The 15514-nt window shown below is 73.6% G+C and carries 18 protein-coding genes; 4 read left to right on the top strand and 14 right to left on the bottom strand.

Annotated elements, in window-relative coordinates:
- Positions 1-100 precede the first annotated feature (100 nt).
- Complete coding sequence (locus ABZU99_RS02860; protein ID WP_355943603.1) at positions 101-502, top strand: VOC family protein; 402 nt, start codon at positions 101-103, stop codon at positions 500-502.
- 22 nt (positions 503-524) lie between these two features.
- Here ABZU99_RS02860 and ABZU99_RS02855 read toward each other — a convergent pair whose 3' ends face one another.
- The 8 genes from ABZU99_RS02855 to ABZU99_RS02820 are packed head-to-tail and all read right to left on the bottom strand — an operon-like array spanning position 525 to position 4110.
- Positions 525-803, bottom strand: coding sequence for a gas vesicle protein K (locus ABZU99_RS02855; protein ID WP_355943601.1), 279 nt, complete (start codon positions 801-803; stop codon positions 525-527).
- A complete protein-coding gene (locus ABZU99_RS02850) occupies positions 800-1069 on the bottom strand; it encodes a gas vesicle protein (RefSeq protein WP_355943599.1) in 270 nt (89 codons plus the stop codon). The genes ABZU99_RS02855 and ABZU99_RS02850 overlap by 4 nt, the downstream gene beginning before the upstream one ends.
- On the bottom strand, positions 1066-1944 hold the full coding sequence (locus tag ABZU99_RS02845) for a GvpL/GvpF family gas vesicle protein (protein WP_355943597.1): 879 nt from the start codon (positions 1942-1944) through the stop codon (positions 1066-1068). The genes ABZU99_RS02850 and ABZU99_RS02845 overlap by 4 nt, the downstream gene beginning before the upstream one ends.
- The gene (locus ABZU99_RS02840; protein ID WP_355943595.1) at positions 1941-2351 is read right to left on the bottom strand and encodes a gas vesicle protein; all 411 of its coding nucleotides are present in this window, start codon (positions 2349-2351) and stop codon (positions 1941-1943) included. The genes ABZU99_RS02845 and ABZU99_RS02840 overlap by 4 nt, the downstream gene beginning before the upstream one ends.
- Entirely contained in the window at positions 2348-2608 is a 261-nt protein-coding gene (locus tag ABZU99_RS02835) for a gas vesicle protein GvpG (protein WP_355943593.1), read from the bottom strand. Before ABZU99_RS02835 ends, ABZU99_RS02840 begins: the two co-directional genes overlap by 4 nt.
- A complete protein-coding gene (locus tag ABZU99_RS02830; protein WP_355943591.1) occupies positions 2596-3342 on the bottom strand; it encodes a GvpL/GvpF family gas vesicle protein in 747 nt (248 codons plus the stop codon). Before ABZU99_RS02830 ends, ABZU99_RS02835 begins: the two co-directional genes overlap by 13 nt.
- 3 nt (positions 3343-3345) lie before the next feature.
- A complete protein-coding gene (gene gvpJ / locus ABZU99_RS02825; protein WP_355943589.1) occupies positions 3346-3783 on the bottom strand; it encodes a gas vesicle protein GvpJ in 438 nt (145 codons plus the stop codon).
- Positions 3784-3798: 15 nt separating this feature from the next.
- Positions 3799-4110, bottom strand: coding sequence for a gas vesicle protein (locus tag ABZU99_RS02820; protein WP_355943587.1), 312 nt, complete (start codon positions 4108-4110; stop codon positions 3799-3801).
- A gap of 497 nt (positions 4111-4607) precedes the next feature.
- Between ABZU99_RS02820 and mfd the strand changes: the two genes are divergently transcribed.
- Together mfd and ABZU99_RS02810 are read left to right on the top strand one after the other, a co-directional pair.
- Positions 4608-8168, top strand: coding sequence for a transcription-repair coupling factor (gene mfd / locus ABZU99_RS02815; RefSeq protein WP_355943585.1), 3561 nt, complete (start codon positions 4608-4610; stop codon positions 8166-8168).
- Between the two features lie 21 nt (positions 8169-8189).
- Complete coding sequence (locus ABZU99_RS02810; RefSeq protein ID WP_355943583.1) at positions 8190-8432, top strand: hypothetical protein; 243 nt, start codon at positions 8190-8192, stop codon at positions 8430-8432.
- 250 nt (positions 8433-8682) lie between these two features.
- Here the strand turns inward: ABZU99_RS02810 and ABZU99_RS02805 are convergent, their stop codons facing one another.
- Positions 8683-10362 carry a helix-turn-helix domain-containing protein gene (locus tag ABZU99_RS02805; RefSeq protein WP_355943581.1) on the bottom strand — a complete coding sequence of 560 codons (1680 nt, stop codon included), beginning with the start codon at positions 10360-10362 and terminating at the stop codon, positions 8683-8685.
- A gap of 84 nt (positions 10363-10446) precedes the next feature.
- Between ABZU99_RS02805 and ABZU99_RS02800 the strand changes: the two genes are divergently transcribed.
- Entirely contained in the window at positions 10447-10959 is a 513-nt protein-coding gene (locus ABZU99_RS02800) for a hypothetical protein (protein ID WP_355943579.1), read from the top strand.
- A 30-nt stretch (positions 10960-10989) separates the two neighbouring features.
- Here the strand turns inward: ABZU99_RS02800 and ABZU99_RS02795 are convergent, their stop codons facing one another.
- The 5 genes from ABZU99_RS02795 to ABZU99_RS02775 form a co-directional block, all read right to left on the bottom strand.
- Positions 10990-12798: a gamma-glutamyltransferase gene (locus ABZU99_RS02795; RefSeq protein WP_355943578.1), complete on the bottom strand. Its 1809-nt coding sequence runs from the start codon at positions 12796-12798 to the stop codon at positions 10990-10992.
- 119 nt (positions 12799-12917) lie between these two features.
- Positions 12918-13169, bottom strand: a complete 252-nt coding sequence (locus ABZU99_RS02790) for a hypothetical protein (RefSeq protein ID WP_355943679.1) — start codon at positions 13167-13169, stop codon at positions 12918-12920.
- Positions 13112-13459 carry a LysR substrate-binding domain-containing protein gene (locus tag ABZU99_RS02785; RefSeq protein WP_355943577.1) on the bottom strand — a complete coding sequence of 116 codons (348 nt, stop codon included), beginning with the start codon at positions 13457-13459 and terminating at the stop codon, positions 13112-13114. The genes ABZU99_RS02790 and ABZU99_RS02785 overlap by 58 nt, the downstream gene beginning before the upstream one ends.
- A gap of 188 nt (positions 13460-13647) precedes the next feature.
- Positions 13648-14568 carry a class A beta-lactamase gene (gene bla / locus ABZU99_RS02780; RefSeq protein ID WP_355943576.1) on the bottom strand — a complete coding sequence of 307 codons (921 nt, stop codon included), beginning with the start codon at positions 14566-14568 and terminating at the stop codon, positions 13648-13650.
- A gap of 257 nt (positions 14569-14825) precedes the next feature.
- Complete coding sequence (locus ABZU99_RS02775; RefSeq protein WP_355943575.1) at positions 14826-15245, bottom strand: DUF6010 family protein; 420 nt, start codon at positions 15243-15245, stop codon at positions 14826-14828.
- Between the last annotated feature and the right edge of the window lie 269 nt (positions 15246-15514).

Below are 15514 nucleotides of genomic sequence, written 5' to 3'. Positions count from 1 at the left end.
CCGGGTGGAAAGGTGTGTCGCGGAGCGATGAGTTTCGCGCGGGCCGGCGGTCCGAGAAGGAGAAGGGACCGCAAGGACGACCCCGTACCAGGAGGCCACCATGAGCGACACCGCGCAGGGCACCCGCATCACCGAGCTGGGGAGGGTGGCCGTCACGGTCGCCGATCAGGACCAGGCGCTCGACTTCTATGTCGGCACGCTCGGCTTCGAGAAGCGCGCCGACACCCCCTTCGGCGAGGGGCACCGCTGGATCGAGGTGGCGCCCCCGGGCGGCGCCGCCGCGATCGCGCTGGTGCTGCCGCGGGAGGGCCAGCCGGCGGGCACCGAGACCGGGATCATCCTGACGAGCGAGGACATCGATGCCGACCACGCGGCCCTGCGCGCCCGCGGGGTGGACACCGACCCGGAGGTCATGCGCTGGGGCGCCCCCGTCCCGCCGATGTTCGGCTTCCGTGACCCCGACGGCAACGGGATCATGATCGTGGAGAACGCCGAGGGCTGAGGCCGGGGCGTCCCCTGGGGGCTCAGTCGCGGGGGAGCAGGGTGCCCAGGGGGCCCAGGTCCAGGTTGAGGTCTTCCGGCTTCAGGCCGTGCTGTTCGCGCAGCTCGGCCATCCGCTGGTCCAGGAGCATCAGCGTGGTGCCGATGTGTTCGATCTGGTCGTCGCTGAGCCCTCCGGCGTCGATCCGGCGCAGCGCCTGACGCTCCATCAACTGGCGCAGGAGTTCGACGATCGTGAGGACGAGGGCCACCAGGTCACGGCCCAAGGCGTCGCGGTCGATGTCGACCCTGGTCCCGGTCACAGCGGCCCGCTGTCCGGCCAGGGCCCGGGGACCCGCTCGTTGACCGAGGAGAGGAGGGCACGCAGGGACAGCCGGACGAGGGGGACCTCGGCGATGGCGATGACGAGGTCGCCGCTGACGACGACCCCGGTGGCCAGCACGCGGTCGAGGAGGTCCACGAGGGGGACTCCGACCGGCCCGAGGGCCTCGGCGGGGACGGTTCCCCAGGCGGGCGCGGCTTGTCTGGCGGCGTCGCCGGGGAGGGTCTGCCAGGCGGCGGTGGTCATGGCGCGGTACCTCCGTCGGCGAAGGAGTAGGGGGCCCAGGGGCCGGACAGCTCGATCCGCACGGCCGTCTCGTCCTCGCGCAGGGAGGCGAGGGCGGCGCGCAGCTGTCTCTCGCGGCCGTGGTCGATGAGATAGGCCGCGTTGAGCACATGGGTGCGGTGCGGGCCGGTCACCTCCGGCCCGTGCGGGCGCAGCCGGCGCGTGGCCACGGCGAGGCCGCGCACCACGGCGTCGACCCGCTCGGCGGCCCGGAGCGCCGCGTTCTGGCGCTGCTCGCGGCCCTTGTGCTGGTTGCGGACGCGCTCCAGATAGGCGAGACCGCTGCTCGCCGCGGCGGGCGCGGTGGCCTCATGGGCGGCACCGCTGCTCGTCGCGGCGGGCGCGGTGGCCTCATGGGCGGCACCGCTGCTCGTCGCGGCGGGCGCGGTGGCCTCACGGGCGGCCGGCTGCCCGGCGAGGGCGTAGACCTTCACGCCCCACTCGGCACGGCCCGCGATGCGGTCGAGGGTGGCGAGAAAGGACTCCTCCTTCTCGCGCAGGGCATCGCGGGCCCGCTCGTCGCCTCGGTAGAGGGTGGCCAGCGGCAGCGGTACGGCCGGTGCCACGGCCGACACCGCCGTGATCACCTCGTGGTGGGCGCGGGCGCACCGCTCCAACTGGTCCCGGTCGGACAGCCGCTCCCGCAGGGCCTCCTCCGCGAAGTCGGCCGCCGGGACGTCCTGGACCACGGCGGTCAGCCGGCCCGCCGGCAACGCGCGGACGGGGGCACCCGCGCCGAGCCCGGGGAGTCCCATCGGGGCCGCCGGGGCGTCCCGGCGGCAGACGGCGAAGACGTAGGTGAGGGTGGGAGCTGCCGTTTCCTCGGCCGCGGTCATGCGTCGTTCCCCTCCTTGCCCGCCCTGCGCCGGCCCGCCGCCCTGCCCTTGGCCGTGCCGACCCCGCTCAGCTCGCCGGAGTCCGCGGCGCCGCCGGACTCCAGGGCCTGCAGGCGCTCCCGCAGCCGCGCGTTCTCGTCGGCGAGGGCGTCGTGCAGGGCGGTGGTGGACAGGGCGGGGTCGGTTTCCCACCAGTTGATGCCGGCCTTGCGGGCGGTGTCCACGGAGGAGACGAACAGCCGCAGCCGGATGGTGAGCAGTTCGATGTCCAGCAGGTCGATCTTGATGTCCCCGGCGATGACGATGCCCTTGTCGAGCACGCGCTCCAGGATCTCCGCCAGGTCGGAGGAGGGCGGTCCGGTGGTGGGGGGAGGGGTGCACCACGGGTCGCGGTCACGGTCAGTCACGGCCTGATCCCTCCTCGCCCTTGTCCCTTACCGGGTGGCCGCTCCAGCAGGTCCAGCAGCCGGTCCTCTTGCCGTTCGAACTCCTCGGAGCTGATGGATCCCTCCTCCAGGGCCTCGTTGAGAGCGGCGAGCCGGGCCCGGATCACGGACGGGTCGTACAGGTCCCCCTCCGCGGCGTCCATCAGACGTTCCGCGATCCACGCCACGCCCCGCACGGGCGCCAGCGGGAACAGCACGACCTGGCTCAGGACGCCCATGCGCCCTCCACGAAGCTGTAGCAGGGCAGCGGCCCGGTGAGCCGCAGCTCGACCTGGCCGCCGTGCTCGGCGGCCAGGCGCTCCACGGCGGAGCGGAAGCGCTCCGTCGCGCGCCGGGCGAGGAGGAAGGAGGCGTTGAGCACGCATCCGGGCACCTCGGGCCCGGCCACCCGGGCGTCGGCGACGGCGGAGAGTTCGGCCAGCACCGCGGCCGCCGCGACGGAGGCTCTGCGGGCCAGCCCCCGGGCCACGGCCTCGCCGAGCCGGACGCTGGCCTCATAGCCCGGGGCCCGGCGCACGGCGGCCCGCGCGCGGCTCACCTCGGCGTCCTCGCGCACCAGCGAGGCCAGATCGCCCTCGGCGGGGGCGGCCTTCAGGTTCATCTCGACCCGGCCGTCGACGCGCTGGAGCGCGGCGAGGCAGGCGGTCCGCTGGGAGATCAGCTGCCGCCGCACCGACTCCTCGTCGGGCGCGACCATCCCGAAGCGCATGGGCAGCACCGGCCCGTCCGCCGCGAGGGCCAGCGCCAGCTCCTGGTGGGCGAGGAGGTCACGGCGCTTGGCGCGCAACGAGGCCGGGGCCTCGCTGACGACGGCGGCCAGCTCCTCGGCGGGGAGCAGGCGGACCGGACGGGGGCGCTCACCCACCCCGGTACGGCCGGGGGGCAGCGCATGGCCGTCCCGGACGACGCCGTACACGTACACGCTCTGCGGCGACGCGGTGCTGGAGGCCATCGGTCAGTCCTCCTCGGACCGGCGGCGCGCCCGGGGGCCGGTGGTGCGCTTGCGCGGGCGGGTCTCCTCGCCCTCCTCTTCCTCGTCCTCGACCCCGATCGCCTTCTTGACCTTCTCTCCCACGCTCACCGCCTTCTTGGCCACTGCCTTCTTGGCCACCGCCTTCTTGACCCCGCCTTCGCCCCCGCCGAACAAATCGGGCAGGGTCTTGGTGCGGTCGTACTCCAGGTCCAGGCGGTTGCAGGCCTCCGCGAAGCGCAGGTATGTGTCCACGCTCGCGACCACGATGCGGGCGTCGATCTTCAGGATCTCGATGCCGACCAGGGAGACGCGGATGAAGACGTCGATCACCATGCCGCGGTCGAGGATGAGCTCGAGGACGTCGTAGAGCGTGCCCGCGCGCGGAATGTAGACGAGCTCGTCGGTGCAGGTGGTGGGCATGATCGGAGCGTCCTTTCAGCAGTCGTCGGCGGCGCCGCGTCGGTAGCGGCGGACTCTCCGGTATTCCTGGAGCTCGCCCCGCCGGTCCATCCGCACCTCGTACGTGGCCAGCAGGCTGGTCGTGTCGGGGATGCGGGGGACCTCCAGTACGTCCACGCTCACCAGCCATCCGTCCTCGGCCCGGGACACGGCGGAGACGCCCTCGGGGGGATGGGTGATCAGCGAGGCAAGCCGCTTGCAAGCGCGCTCGGCCACCTCCGCCGGACCGGACTCCTGCGGCCTCCGGGGCGTCTGCTTCGTGGGTGCGCGGGGTTCTCGTTCTGCCATGTGCACAAGTCTGTTCACGGACCGTGGCCGCCCGCGCGCCGAGCTGGGCCAGATGCGGGCGGGTGTAGCCCGTGCGTGCCGCCGTCCGCGGCCCGGCCGGGTGTCGTTTCGCGCCCACGGCGCAACGGGGGCACCGGCGCAACGGGGGCACCGGCGAAGCGGGGGCATGGCCCCGTGCCATCGCCGTCCACGCGCGGCCCGTCCCGCGCCTTGCCGGTGTGCCGCGCGCCATCGGCGGGTGGCAACCGGGCCCCGTGCCCTTGCCCGCGAGGTGCCGCCGGGCGGGGACCGAGGCACGCCCCCGGCGCCCGGGCCCGCCCACGGGCCGCGCCCGGCGGCCGGTGGGGCCCGGCGAGGGCCCCGCCGCCCGCCGCCCGTGGGGCTCCGCACGGCACTCGGCGAACGTTGTCGGCGGGTGGCCGTACTCTGGAAGAACCCGGCCCGTGACACGTGTCGGGTCGTTCGCGTTGTCCGCCTCCGGGATGGAATACCCCTTTATGAGCCTCACCGGTCTGCTCGACGTCGTCGTACGGGACCCCGCGCTCGCCGAGGCGGTGCGCGGCGCCGCCGACGGCAATCGTCCCCACGTCGATCTGGTCGGCCCGCCGGCCGCCCGCCCCTTCGCCATCGCCGCGCTCGCCCGCTCCGCCGGCCGCCCCGTCCTCGCGGTGACCGCCACCGGCCGGGAGGCCGAGGATCTGGCGGCCGCGCTGCGCTCCCTGCTCCCGCCCGAGGGCGTGGTGGAGTACCCGTCGTGGGAGACGCTGCCGCATGAGCGGCTGTCCCCGCGCTCGGACACGGTCGGCCGCCGGCTCGCCGTGCTGCGCAGGCTGGCGCACCCCAGTGAGGACGACCCGGCCGCGGGCCCGGTCTCCGTGGTGGTCGCGCCCGTGCGCTCCGTGCTGCAGCCGCAGGTCAAGGGGCTCGGCGATCTGGAGCCGGTGAGCCTGCGGGCCGGGCAGACCGCCGATCTGGAGGAGATCGTCGACGGGCTCGCGGCGGCCGCGTACTCCCGGGTGGAGCTGGTGGACAAGCGCGGCGAGTTCGCCGTGCGCGGCGGCATTCTGGACGTCTTCCCGCCGACCGAGGAGCATCCGCTCCGGATCGAGTTCTGGGGCGACGACGTCGAGGAGATCCGCTACTTCAAGGTCGCCGACCAGCGCTCCCTGGAGGTCGCCGAGCACGGGCTGTGGGCCCCGCCCTGCCGTGAGCTGCTGCTGACCGAGGACGTACGGGAGCGGGCCGCCGCCCTCGCCGAGGCCCATCCGGAGCTGGGCGAGCTGCTCGGCAAGATCGCCGAGGGGATCGCGGTCGAGGGCATGGAGTCCCTGGCCCCCGTGCTCGTGGACGACATGGAGCTGCTGCTGGACGTCCTCCCGGCGGGGAGCATGACGGTGGTCTGCGACCCGGAGCGGGTGCGGAGCCGGGCGGCGGACCTCGTGGCCACCTCGCAGGAGTTCCTGCAGGCGTCCTGGGCGGCCACGGCCGGGGGAGGCGAGGCCCCCATCGACGTCGGCGCCGCCTCGCTGTGGGGCCTCGCGGACGTCCGGGACCACGCGCGCGAGCTCGGCATGGCGTGGTGGTCGGTGAGCCCCTTCGCGGCCGACGAGGAGCTCACGCGGACACGTGCCGCTGACGCGGCGGGGGACACGATCAAGCTCGGCATGCACGCCCCGGAGACCTACCGGGGCGACACGGCGCGTGCCCTGGCCGACACCAAGGGCTGGCTCGCCGACGGCTGGCGGATGGTCTATGTGACCGAGGGCCACGGCCCGGCGTCCCGCACCGTCGAGGTGCTCGGTGGCGAGGGGATCGCGGCGCGGCTCGACCCGGATCTCGCCGAGATCAAGCCGTCCGTGGTGCATGTCGCCTGCGGCTCGATCGACTACGGCTTCATCGACCCCGGGCTGAGGCTCGCGGTGCTCACCGAGACCGATCTGTCCGGGCAGAAGGCGGCGGGCAAGGACGGCGCCCGGATGCCGGTGCGCCGCCGCAAGACCATCGACCCGCTCACCCTCGAAGCGGGCGACTACATCGTCCATGAGCAGCACGGCGTGGGCCGCTACATCGAGATGGTGCAGCGCACCGTCCAGGGCGCGACCCGTGAGTATCTGGTGGTCGAGTACGCCCCGGCCAAGCGCGGCCAGCCCGGCGACCGGCTCTACATCCCGACCGACCAGCTGGAGCAGATCACCAAGTACGTGGGCGGCGAGGCGCCGACCCTGCACCGGCTCGGCGGCGCCGACTGGACCAAGACCAAGGCGCGCGCCAAGAAGGCCGTCAAGGAGATCGCGGCCGATCTGATCAAGCTCTACTCGGCGCGGATGGCGGCCCCGGGCCATGCCTTCGGCCCGGACACGCCCTGGCAGCGGGAGCTGGAGGACGCCTTCCCGTACACGGAGACCCCCGATCAGCTCACCACGATCGGCGAGGTCAAGGAGGACATGGAGAAGTCGGTTCCGATGGACCGGCTGATCTGCGGCGACGTCGGCTACGGCAAGACCGAGATCGCGGTGCGCGCCGCCTTCAAGGCGGTCCAGGACGGCAAACAGGTCGCCGTCCTGGTGCCCACCACGCTCCTCGTCCAGCAGCACATGGGCACCTTCAGCGAGCGGTACGGCCAGTTCCCCGTCGTCGTCAAGGCGCTCTCCCGGTTCCAGACGGACACCGAGGCGAAGGCGGTCCTGGAGGGGCTGCGGGACGGCTCGGTCGACATCGTCATCGGCACGCACCGGCTCTTCTCCTCCGAAACCAAGTTCAAAAACCTGGGTCTGGTCATCGTCGACGAGGAGCAGCGCTTCGGCGTCGAGCACAAGGAGCAGCTGAAGAAGCTGCGGGCCAATGTGGACGTGCTGACCATGTCCGCCACGCCCATCCCGCGGACCCTGGAGATGGCGGTCACCGGCATCCGCGAGATGTCGACGATCACCACCCCGCCGGAGGAGCGCCATCCGGTGCTGACCTTCGTCGGCCCCTACGAACAGAAGCAGATCGGCGCGGCCATCCGGCGTGAACTGCTCCGCGAGGGCCAGGTCTTCTACATCCACAACCGGGTCGAGTCCATCGACCGGGCCACCGCCCGGCTCCGGGAGATCGTCCCCGAGGCGCGGATCGCCACCGCCCACGGCCAGATGTCGGAGGGCGCCCTGGAGCAGGTCGTGGTCGACTTCTGGGAGAAGAAGTTCGACGTCCTGGTCTCCACGACCATCGTCGAGTCCGGCATCGACATCTCCAACGCGAACACCCTGATCGTCGAGCGCGGTGACAACTTCGGCCTCTCCCAGCTCCACCAGCTGCGCGGCCGGGTGGGGCGTGGCCGCGAGCGCGGCTACGCGTACTTCCTGTACCCGCCGGAGAAGCCGCTGACGGAGACCGCCCATGAGCGGCTGGCCACCATCGCCCAGCACACCGAGATGGGCGCGGGCATGTACGTCGCGATGAAGGACCTGGAGATCCGGGGCGCGGGCAATCTGCTCGGCGGTGAGCAGTCCGGCCATATCGCGGGCGTCGGCTTCGATCTGTACGTGCGGATGGTCGGCGAGGCCGTCGCCGACTACCGCGCCGCGCTGAAGTCGGGCGACGGCGAGGTCGAGGAGGCCCCGCTGGAGGTCAAGATCGAGCTCCCGGTCGACGCGCATGTCCCGCACGACTACGCGCCCGGCGAGCGGCTGCGCCTCCAGGCGTACCGCGCCATCGCGGCCGCCAACAGCGAGGAAGACATCCGCGCCGTCCGCGAGGAGCTGACCGACCGCTACGGCAAGCTGCCCGAACCCGTGGAGAACCTGCTGCTGGTCGCCGGGTTGCGGCTGCTCGCGCGGTCGTGCGGCGTCACCGACATCACCCTCCAGGGCTCGAACATCCGCTTCAGCCCGGTGGAGCTGCGCGAGTCCCAGGAGCTGCGGCTCAAGCGGCTCCACCAGCGTGCGGTGATCAAGCCGGCCTCGAAGCAGGTTCTGGTCCCGAGGCCCACCACGGCCCGTATCGGCGGAAAGCCGCTGGTGGGGCGGGAGCTGCTGGCGTGGACGGGGGAGTTCCTGACGACGATTTTGGGGTCGTGAGCGCAGGACCCCTGAATCCGCTTGCCTGCGAAGCCACAGTCGGGCCCGCGCCGAGGACGCCGTGGCGCACTGACGGGCGCGTCGATCGAGGTGATCGGCATCCAGCCGCTCCTCATACGCATGTGGGAGCTGCGCGGCAATGTCTCGGGCTATGACGCCGCGTACATCGCGGCGGCGGAGGCCTACCGGGTACCGCTGACCACCGGTGACGCCAGGCTGCGCCGCTGCACGGTGGCGCGCTGCGCGATCGAGGTCATCGGCTGACCGGCGCCCGAGCCCGTCCGGGCCCGGGGCGGCACAGGCCCAGGCTTCCAGGGAGGCCGCCCCGCGGCACCCCCGTGGCCGCGCGGCGGCCTCCCCGGTCCCGTGAGCGCCCTGGCGCGTGGCGCATGTCGCTGGGTTTCCGTCGTGGCTTGTTCAGGACCATAGGCGGGGGCGGCGCGGGCGGCGAGGAACGATGTGCACAGTCATCGCGGTGCGCGGTTGTCCTTCGAACGGTGAGCCCGCGAGCCGCTCAGAGCGAGCCCAGCGCCCGCATCGCCAGCCATAGCTCGTACTTGGCGCTCGGCGCGCCGAGCAGCGACCGCCCCAGCGCGTTCTCGGCCCTGACCAGCCGCTTGCGCGCGCCCGGCAGCGAGATCCCGAGGGCGGATGCGGCCGCGGGCAGCCGGGCGTCGGCGCGCAGCCAGGCCCGTACGGTCTCGGGGCCGGCCGTCGGCCCGGCCTGTTCCAGGGGGCGCAGCTGGGCGCGGGCCCATACCCCGGCGGCGGGCGTGGCCAGCAGGGCGTCGAGCGTGGTGGCGCGCCCCGGCGGCGCGGCCGCCCCCGGCGCCGGGTCCGGTGCCGCCGGGTGCGCTGGTGCCGGGTGCGCTGGTGCCGGGTGAGGCGGCGCCGGGTGCGGTGGTGCCGGGTGAGGCGGCGCCGGGTGCGGTGGCGCCGGGTGCGGTGGTGCCGGGTGCGGCGGCGTCGAGCGTGGCGGCGCCGCGTACAGCCGCAGCGCGAGCCAGGCGGCCGACTGCCCGGCCAGGCTGCGGCTGACGTCGACGCCGAGCAGCTCGTCGATATGGCGCACGCGCGCGGCGAGCGTATTGCGATGGATCTTCAGATGGCGGGTCGCCGCCCCGCCGAAGCTGAGCCATGAGCCGAGCGTGTCCAGCAGCTCCCGCGGGCCGGGGTCGGCGCGGCGGGGCGGGGCGTAGCGCAGACAGGGCGCCAGCAGATCGCTCGCCCAGGTGTGCGCCTCGGACCCGGCCAGCGCGGTGACATCGGCCTCGCCGCCGAAACTCGCGCACCGCTCGGGCGCGTTACGGGCCACTGCCAGCGCGTGGATCGCCTGCTCGTAGCCGACGGGTGTGTCCCGCAGCGCGACCTCGGCGCTCACCCCCACCCGGCAGCCGGGCTCCTGACGGGCGATCACCAGATCGAACCCCTCCAGCCGCTCGTCGGGCGCCGGTACCAGCGCGATGAGGTGGTGGGGCTGCACCGGACACGGCACGATCCACGCCCGGCCCCGCGCCGTACGGTCGATCCGGCTCCCTATCTCGCGCCGCCGGGTGCCCGGGCACTCGATCACATACACCCGCGCCACGGCGGGCAGCGCCGGGCGCAGCGCCCCGGCGATCCGCTGCGCGGCGGGGACGCTGCCCACCATCAGCAGATGCAGCACCGCCTCCCGGCTGTGCGCCTCGGCCGACTCGACGCGGCGCCGCGCCCGTTCGGCCTCCTCCAGCCGCCAGCACAGGGCGAGGGTGCGGGCGGCGTCGGCGAGGAGCACTCCGCAGCGCGGGTCGTCGGGCCCGACGACGGCGAGGTACGCCGCCGTGCCGGTGCCCGTGCCGGTCCCGGTGCCGGTGCCCGTGCCGGTCCCGGCGGCGAGGGCGACGAGGTGGACGGGGTGCGTTCCGTCGCCGCCCAGCACGGCGGACGGCGCACCGCGCCGGTGCAGTTCGGCGGCGCCGGCTGCGGCGGCGGTCGCGGCGGAGCGGGCTGCGGCGGCGGTCGCGGCGGGGCCGGCCGTCCCGCCCGGCACGGCCAGCACGGAATCATCGCCTCCGGCCAGCACGGCCGTCCCCCCGGTGCGCCGGGTGAGCCAGCCGAGAATGGCCCGTACCGCGTCGCGCTGGGCGGAGAGCCGGGCGAGAGCCAGCACATCGTCGGCGCGGCAGGTGCGCGGATCGGTGGACGAGGCTGCCATGAACCAGCAGGTTAGTGCCCATGGTGGCCGACTGTGGAAGCGCTCGGGGGACCAGGCGGGGAGCAGGCCGCTAAGGTCGGCGGCGTGTCCGCTGTCATAGCCGCCATGATCACCGCCATCGTCGGCGTCCTCGGTACGCTCTTCGCGCCCCTGCTGGCACATCGGATAGTGGCGCGTCAGCGCCGTGAGGACGCGGGGGACGAGGAGCGGCGGCGCCGCTTCGAGGAGCGCCGTACCGCCTACACCGCGATGAACCGCGCCTCCCGGCAGTTCCATACGCTCCTCAATGACGCGCTGCACCGGATCCGGGACGGCGTCTACATGGACGAGGACCGCGCCCAGGTAGAGGAGGCCCGGCGCGACTACCGGGACTGTTACGCCGAGGCGCAGATGATCGTCCCCGAGCGGGTGATGGATGCCTCGCGCGAGCTCAACAAGGTCCTCGCCGGCATCGATGCCACGGCCAAGCGGATCGACCGGGGACTCGCGCGGGAGGGGGAGACGGCCGCCGGCGCGCTGCTCCGGCTGAAAGACGCCGAGCCCCGGCTGTCGGCGATGCGGCGGATCATGCGGGAGGACCTGGGCATCGTCGACTGACGGCGGGGCCCGGGGCCCCGAATGGGGCCGTCAGCGCCCCACCGCGTACCCTTGCGCGCCCCGCGGATTGGCGCCGGCCATCAGCACACCCGTCTCCGGATCCCGGGCCACCGCGCACAGCCGCCCCTCCGACCATGCCGGGCCCACCGCCACGTCGTGCCCCCGGCACCGCAGTTCGCGGATCACGTCCTCCCCGACCCGGGACTCGACCACGACCCTCCCGGCCGCCATCGCGCGCGGGTGGAAGGAGCCGGGGAAGCTCTCCTGGTGCCAGTTGGGCGCGTCGATGGCCCCCTGCAGATCAAGCCCGGAACGCACCGTTCCGCGCAGCGCCACGGCGAGGAAGAAGTGGACGCTCCACTGGTCCTGCTGGTCGCCGCCCGGGGTGCCGAAAGCCATGACGGGGGTGTCGCCGCGCAGGGCGAGGGACGGGGTGAGCGTGGTGCGCGGGCGGCGGCCGGGGGTCAGGGAGTTCGGCAGACCGGGATCCAGCCAGGCCATCTGGAGGCGGGTGCCGAGCGGAAAGCCCAGCGCGGGGATGACGGGGTTGGACTGCAGCCAGCCTCCGCTGGGGGTGGCGGCGACCATGTTGCCCCAGCGGTCGACGACATCCAGATGGCAGGTGTCGCCGCGTACCGTGCCGTCCCCGCCGACCGTCGGCTCCCCGCCGCCCGGCCCCGCCCCCGGGCCCGGGGTGTGCGAGGCCGAGCGGGCGACGGCGGCCAGGGCCTGTTCGCTCAGCCGCGGCTGCCGGCCGCCGGGCCGTCCCGGGCGCAGCTCGTACGAGGCCCGCTCGCCGATCAGCGTCCGCCGCTCGTCGTTGTACGGGCGGCCGAGCAGCTCCGCGAGCGGGACGTCGGCGGCGTCCCCGTACCACGCCTCGCGGTCGGCCATGGCGAGCTTGCCCCCCTCGATCAGGGTGTGCAGAAGGTCGGGCGTGCCCAGGTCGTCCGAGCCGAGTCCGTCCGGCAGCAGGGCGAGTTGCTGCAGAAACGCCGGGCCCTGGCTCCAGGGGCCCGCCTTGCACACGGTCCAGCCGTTCCACGTATGGCGGACGGGGGCCTCGTACGTGGCCTCGAAGCGGGCCAGATCGTCCCCGGTGAGCGTCCCGGCGTGGCGCTCCCCGGACGAGTCCATGGCGGGCCGGGCCGCGGCCCCCGCCATCTCCTCGGCGACGAACCCCTCGCGCCAGACCCGGCGGGCGGCGTCGATCTGCGTCTCACGCCCCGGCCCGGCGGCCTCCGCCTCGGCGATGAGTCGCCGCCAGGCGGCGGCCAGCGCCGGGTTCTTGAGCAGCCGCCCGGGGGTGGGGGCGTGGCCGCCGGGCAGATACAGCTCGGCCGATGTCGTCCACTCGGTCTCGAACAGCTCCCGCACCGTCTCCACCGTCTCGCCGATCCGCTCGACCGCGGGATGACCGGTTTCGGCGTATCCGATCGCGTACCGCAGCACCTCGGCGAGCCGCTTGGTGCCGTGGTCGCGCAGCAGCAGCATCCAGGCGTCGAACGCGCCGGGCACGGCCGCCGCGAGCGGACCGGTGCCCGGCACGAGGTCGAGGCCGAGCGCGGTGTAGTGGTCGATGGTGGCCCCGGCGGGGGCCGGGCCCTGTCCGCACAGCACGCTGGGCTCGCCACCCGCCGGCGCGAGGATGATCGGCACCTCGCCGGCGGGCCCGTTCAGATGCGGCTCGACCACATGGAGCACGAACCCGGCGGTGACGGCGGCGTCGAACGCGTTGCCCCCGTCCTCCAGGACGGCCATGGCGGACTGCGAGGTGAGCCAGTGAGTGGAGGAGACCATGCCGTGGGTGCCCTGGAGGGTGGGCCGGGTGGTGAACATGAGGGCTCCCTGATCCGAGCGGGTGCGGCGGGCCGTGGTGCGGCCAGCATGGCGCAGGCCCAGATCACCGGTCCATGGAGCCGGAGGCCGTCCCTCGGGGGAGCGTGCCGTCGCGCCCGCTACGGGCGGACGTACTGGTCCGGGTTGCCCTGGGGCCAGTTGATGGTGAGGCGCCGACCGTCGGCGCTGACCACGCCGTGGCCTCCGGACATCGTCTCGCCCCCGCAGGTCATGGTGACGGCCATGGCGGCGCTGATGGTGCCTGGGCAGGACTTGCCCCGATACCCCACGCTCAGGGAACCGCCGGTGACGGTCATGACGAGTGGCTTGCCGTTCTTGTCGCGCACCGTGGAGTACCAGGTGCCCCGCACGCTCTGCGGGGCGCCCGGGCGCCCCCGGACATCTGGAGAACGAGCGGACGATTCACCAGGGGGCGCCGGGCCGCGCGCGGTTCCTTTCCCGCCACCCGGCCGTCGTCGAAGGCCACTCCGCGTCCCGATGCCACCAGGCCGAGCAGAAATTCCGGATTGCGGGCAGGGGGAATCGTCGGCGGGGCGTAACCGTCCTCGCGGCAGATTTCCAGAATCCGGTCGTACCAGCCGGGAGCCGTGGCCCGCGGAAAGAGAGACAGATCGTGGCCCGCCAGATCCGTCGGCGCCACTTCCGGCAGGCGGGCGAGCGGGCGAGCGGGGGAGCGGGGGGCGGGGGAGTACGACGCCCAGCTCGATCCCGGCCGCCGGGCCTGCGACGATCCCGTCGGCGCCGTCCACGGGGTGGTGCCTCGGCGCGGGCGGGCTCCCCGGCGGCCTGCGCCCGGATGCGGGAGCGGTACCGCTTCCGACCTCTTGGCTAACCGAGCGCCGACGCCAGCAGCGTGGCCGTCTTCGCGACGAGCGGCTCGTCCGCCGGGGCGTCGGCGTCGTCCTTCGTGGAGAGGACGGCCAGCACCACCGGCGCCCGGTCCGGGGTCCAGGCGACCCCGACGTCATTGGTCGTGCCGTAACTGCCGGTGCCGGTCTTGTCCCCGAGGGGCCAGTCCCGGGGAAGGCCCGCCCGGAACCGGGCCCCGCTCGTGGTGTTGGCCAGCAGCCACGCGGTCAGCTGCTTCCGGTCCCGGGGCGTGAGGGCGTTGCCGAGGGTGAGCCGTGCGTACGTCCGCCCGATGGCGCCCGGACTCGTGAGGTCGGTGGCGCGCCACGGCTCGGCCGAGTTCAGCGCGGGCTCCCACCGGTCGAGCCGAGTCGTTCCGTCCCCGATCGACCGGCAGAACCGGGTCACGGCCGTGGGACCACCGAGCTCGCGGAGCAGGAGGTTCGCCGCCGCGTTGTCGCTGTACGCGATGGCGGCGGCGCACAACTCGGCGACCGTCATTCCGTTGGCGAGGTGCTCGGGCGTGCCCGTGATGGGGGCATAACCCGAGTCCTCGACGTCCTTTTCGCCGTACCGGATGCACTGGGCCAGGAACTCGCCGTTCCGGTCGAGGTCCCGCAGAATCGCGGCGGCGGCGAGCGTCTTGAACACCGAACACATCGGAAACGCCTCGTCCGCGCGGTACAGCACACTCTTTCCGGTGACCGTGTTCCGCGCGAACACCCCGAGCCGAGCGGAATGCTGCCGCTCCAGCTCGCTCAGCGCCTGGACGATGTGGTCCTGCCCGCCCCGCGACGCCGCCCATGCCGACCCGCCCGCCGGCAGCGCGGCGGCCAGCGCCGTGCCGGCGCCGGCGGTAAGGACTAAGCGACGGCTCGGGCGCCTTCCGAAGGTCTCCACGTTGTTTCTCTCTCCTCAGACCGTTGATCAACGTCTCAAGAGCAAGACTCCCGACAGCCCCGTGAGGTTCCCTGGCGAGTGTCGTGCGGAGCCGACCCCACGCCCGGGAGACAACGCTGCTCTGCCGTCAGCAGCCGGTGGTGACGTGAGGTGGCCATACGCGGCCCGCCTCGGGCGAGGGGCAGGGGCCGGGCGCCGCCGTTCGGCCCCGGGATGGCCGGAGCCGACGTGGCGCCAGGAGGTCCCCGTCGTCGTGCTCACCTCGCCTCGGAGAGACCCCGCGATCGTTGAACAGCACGTCGGAAGAGCTCGCGCGGCGACGGACCCCCGCGCAGGCACCACAACGCGATGACCGGGTCGCAGATGGCGCAGCCCAGCGACGAGTCGTGGGAGAAAGGGATCAAGGGGCTGCCATTGAGATGGTGGACGACGTCCCACGCGGTGTGCAGCAGCCAGCCGATGCCGATGAAGGTCCACGAGTCCAGGCCGCGGTAGGCGACGTAGGTGACGAGTGCGGCGAAGGCGAACTCCCAGCCGCCCAGGCCGCCGCCGCTGAGGTAAGCGGCGCCCGCTCCGGCGACCATGATCGCGTTGAAGCGCCGCCGGTGCGGTTCGCGGATGAGGGACATCAGCAGCGCGTAGAGGATGCCGATGCCGATCGGCGCGAGGTACTGCATGCGGAAGCCTTCCTGGAGGTGATGGTGGGCCGCGCGGCACGGCGGACGGAAGCTGCGCCGCCTTCCGCGTACGGGAGGCGCGGCCGGACCGGCGGCCGGCGTGGGCCGGATCCGCCCCGACGCTATCCGCGCGGCCCCTGCCTCCCCAGTGGCGTTGATGACAGGTGTCAACGGAATACCGCCACGCTGCTGAATGGTGTTTCTGACCTGCTCCGATGGCAGGGTTGCCGCCCCATTCGCCGATCGAGGGCGACTGTCGATCCGATAGG

The sequence above is a fragment of the Streptomyces sp. NPDC005266 genome (assembly GCF_040607655.1).
In the GTDB taxonomy this organism is placed as follows: Bacteria; Actinomycetota; Actinomycetes; order Streptomycetales; family Streptomycetaceae; genus Streptomyces.
The sequence above is the reverse complement of the archived record's forward strand: the minus strand, read 5'-3'. Positions and strand labels throughout refer to the sequence as shown.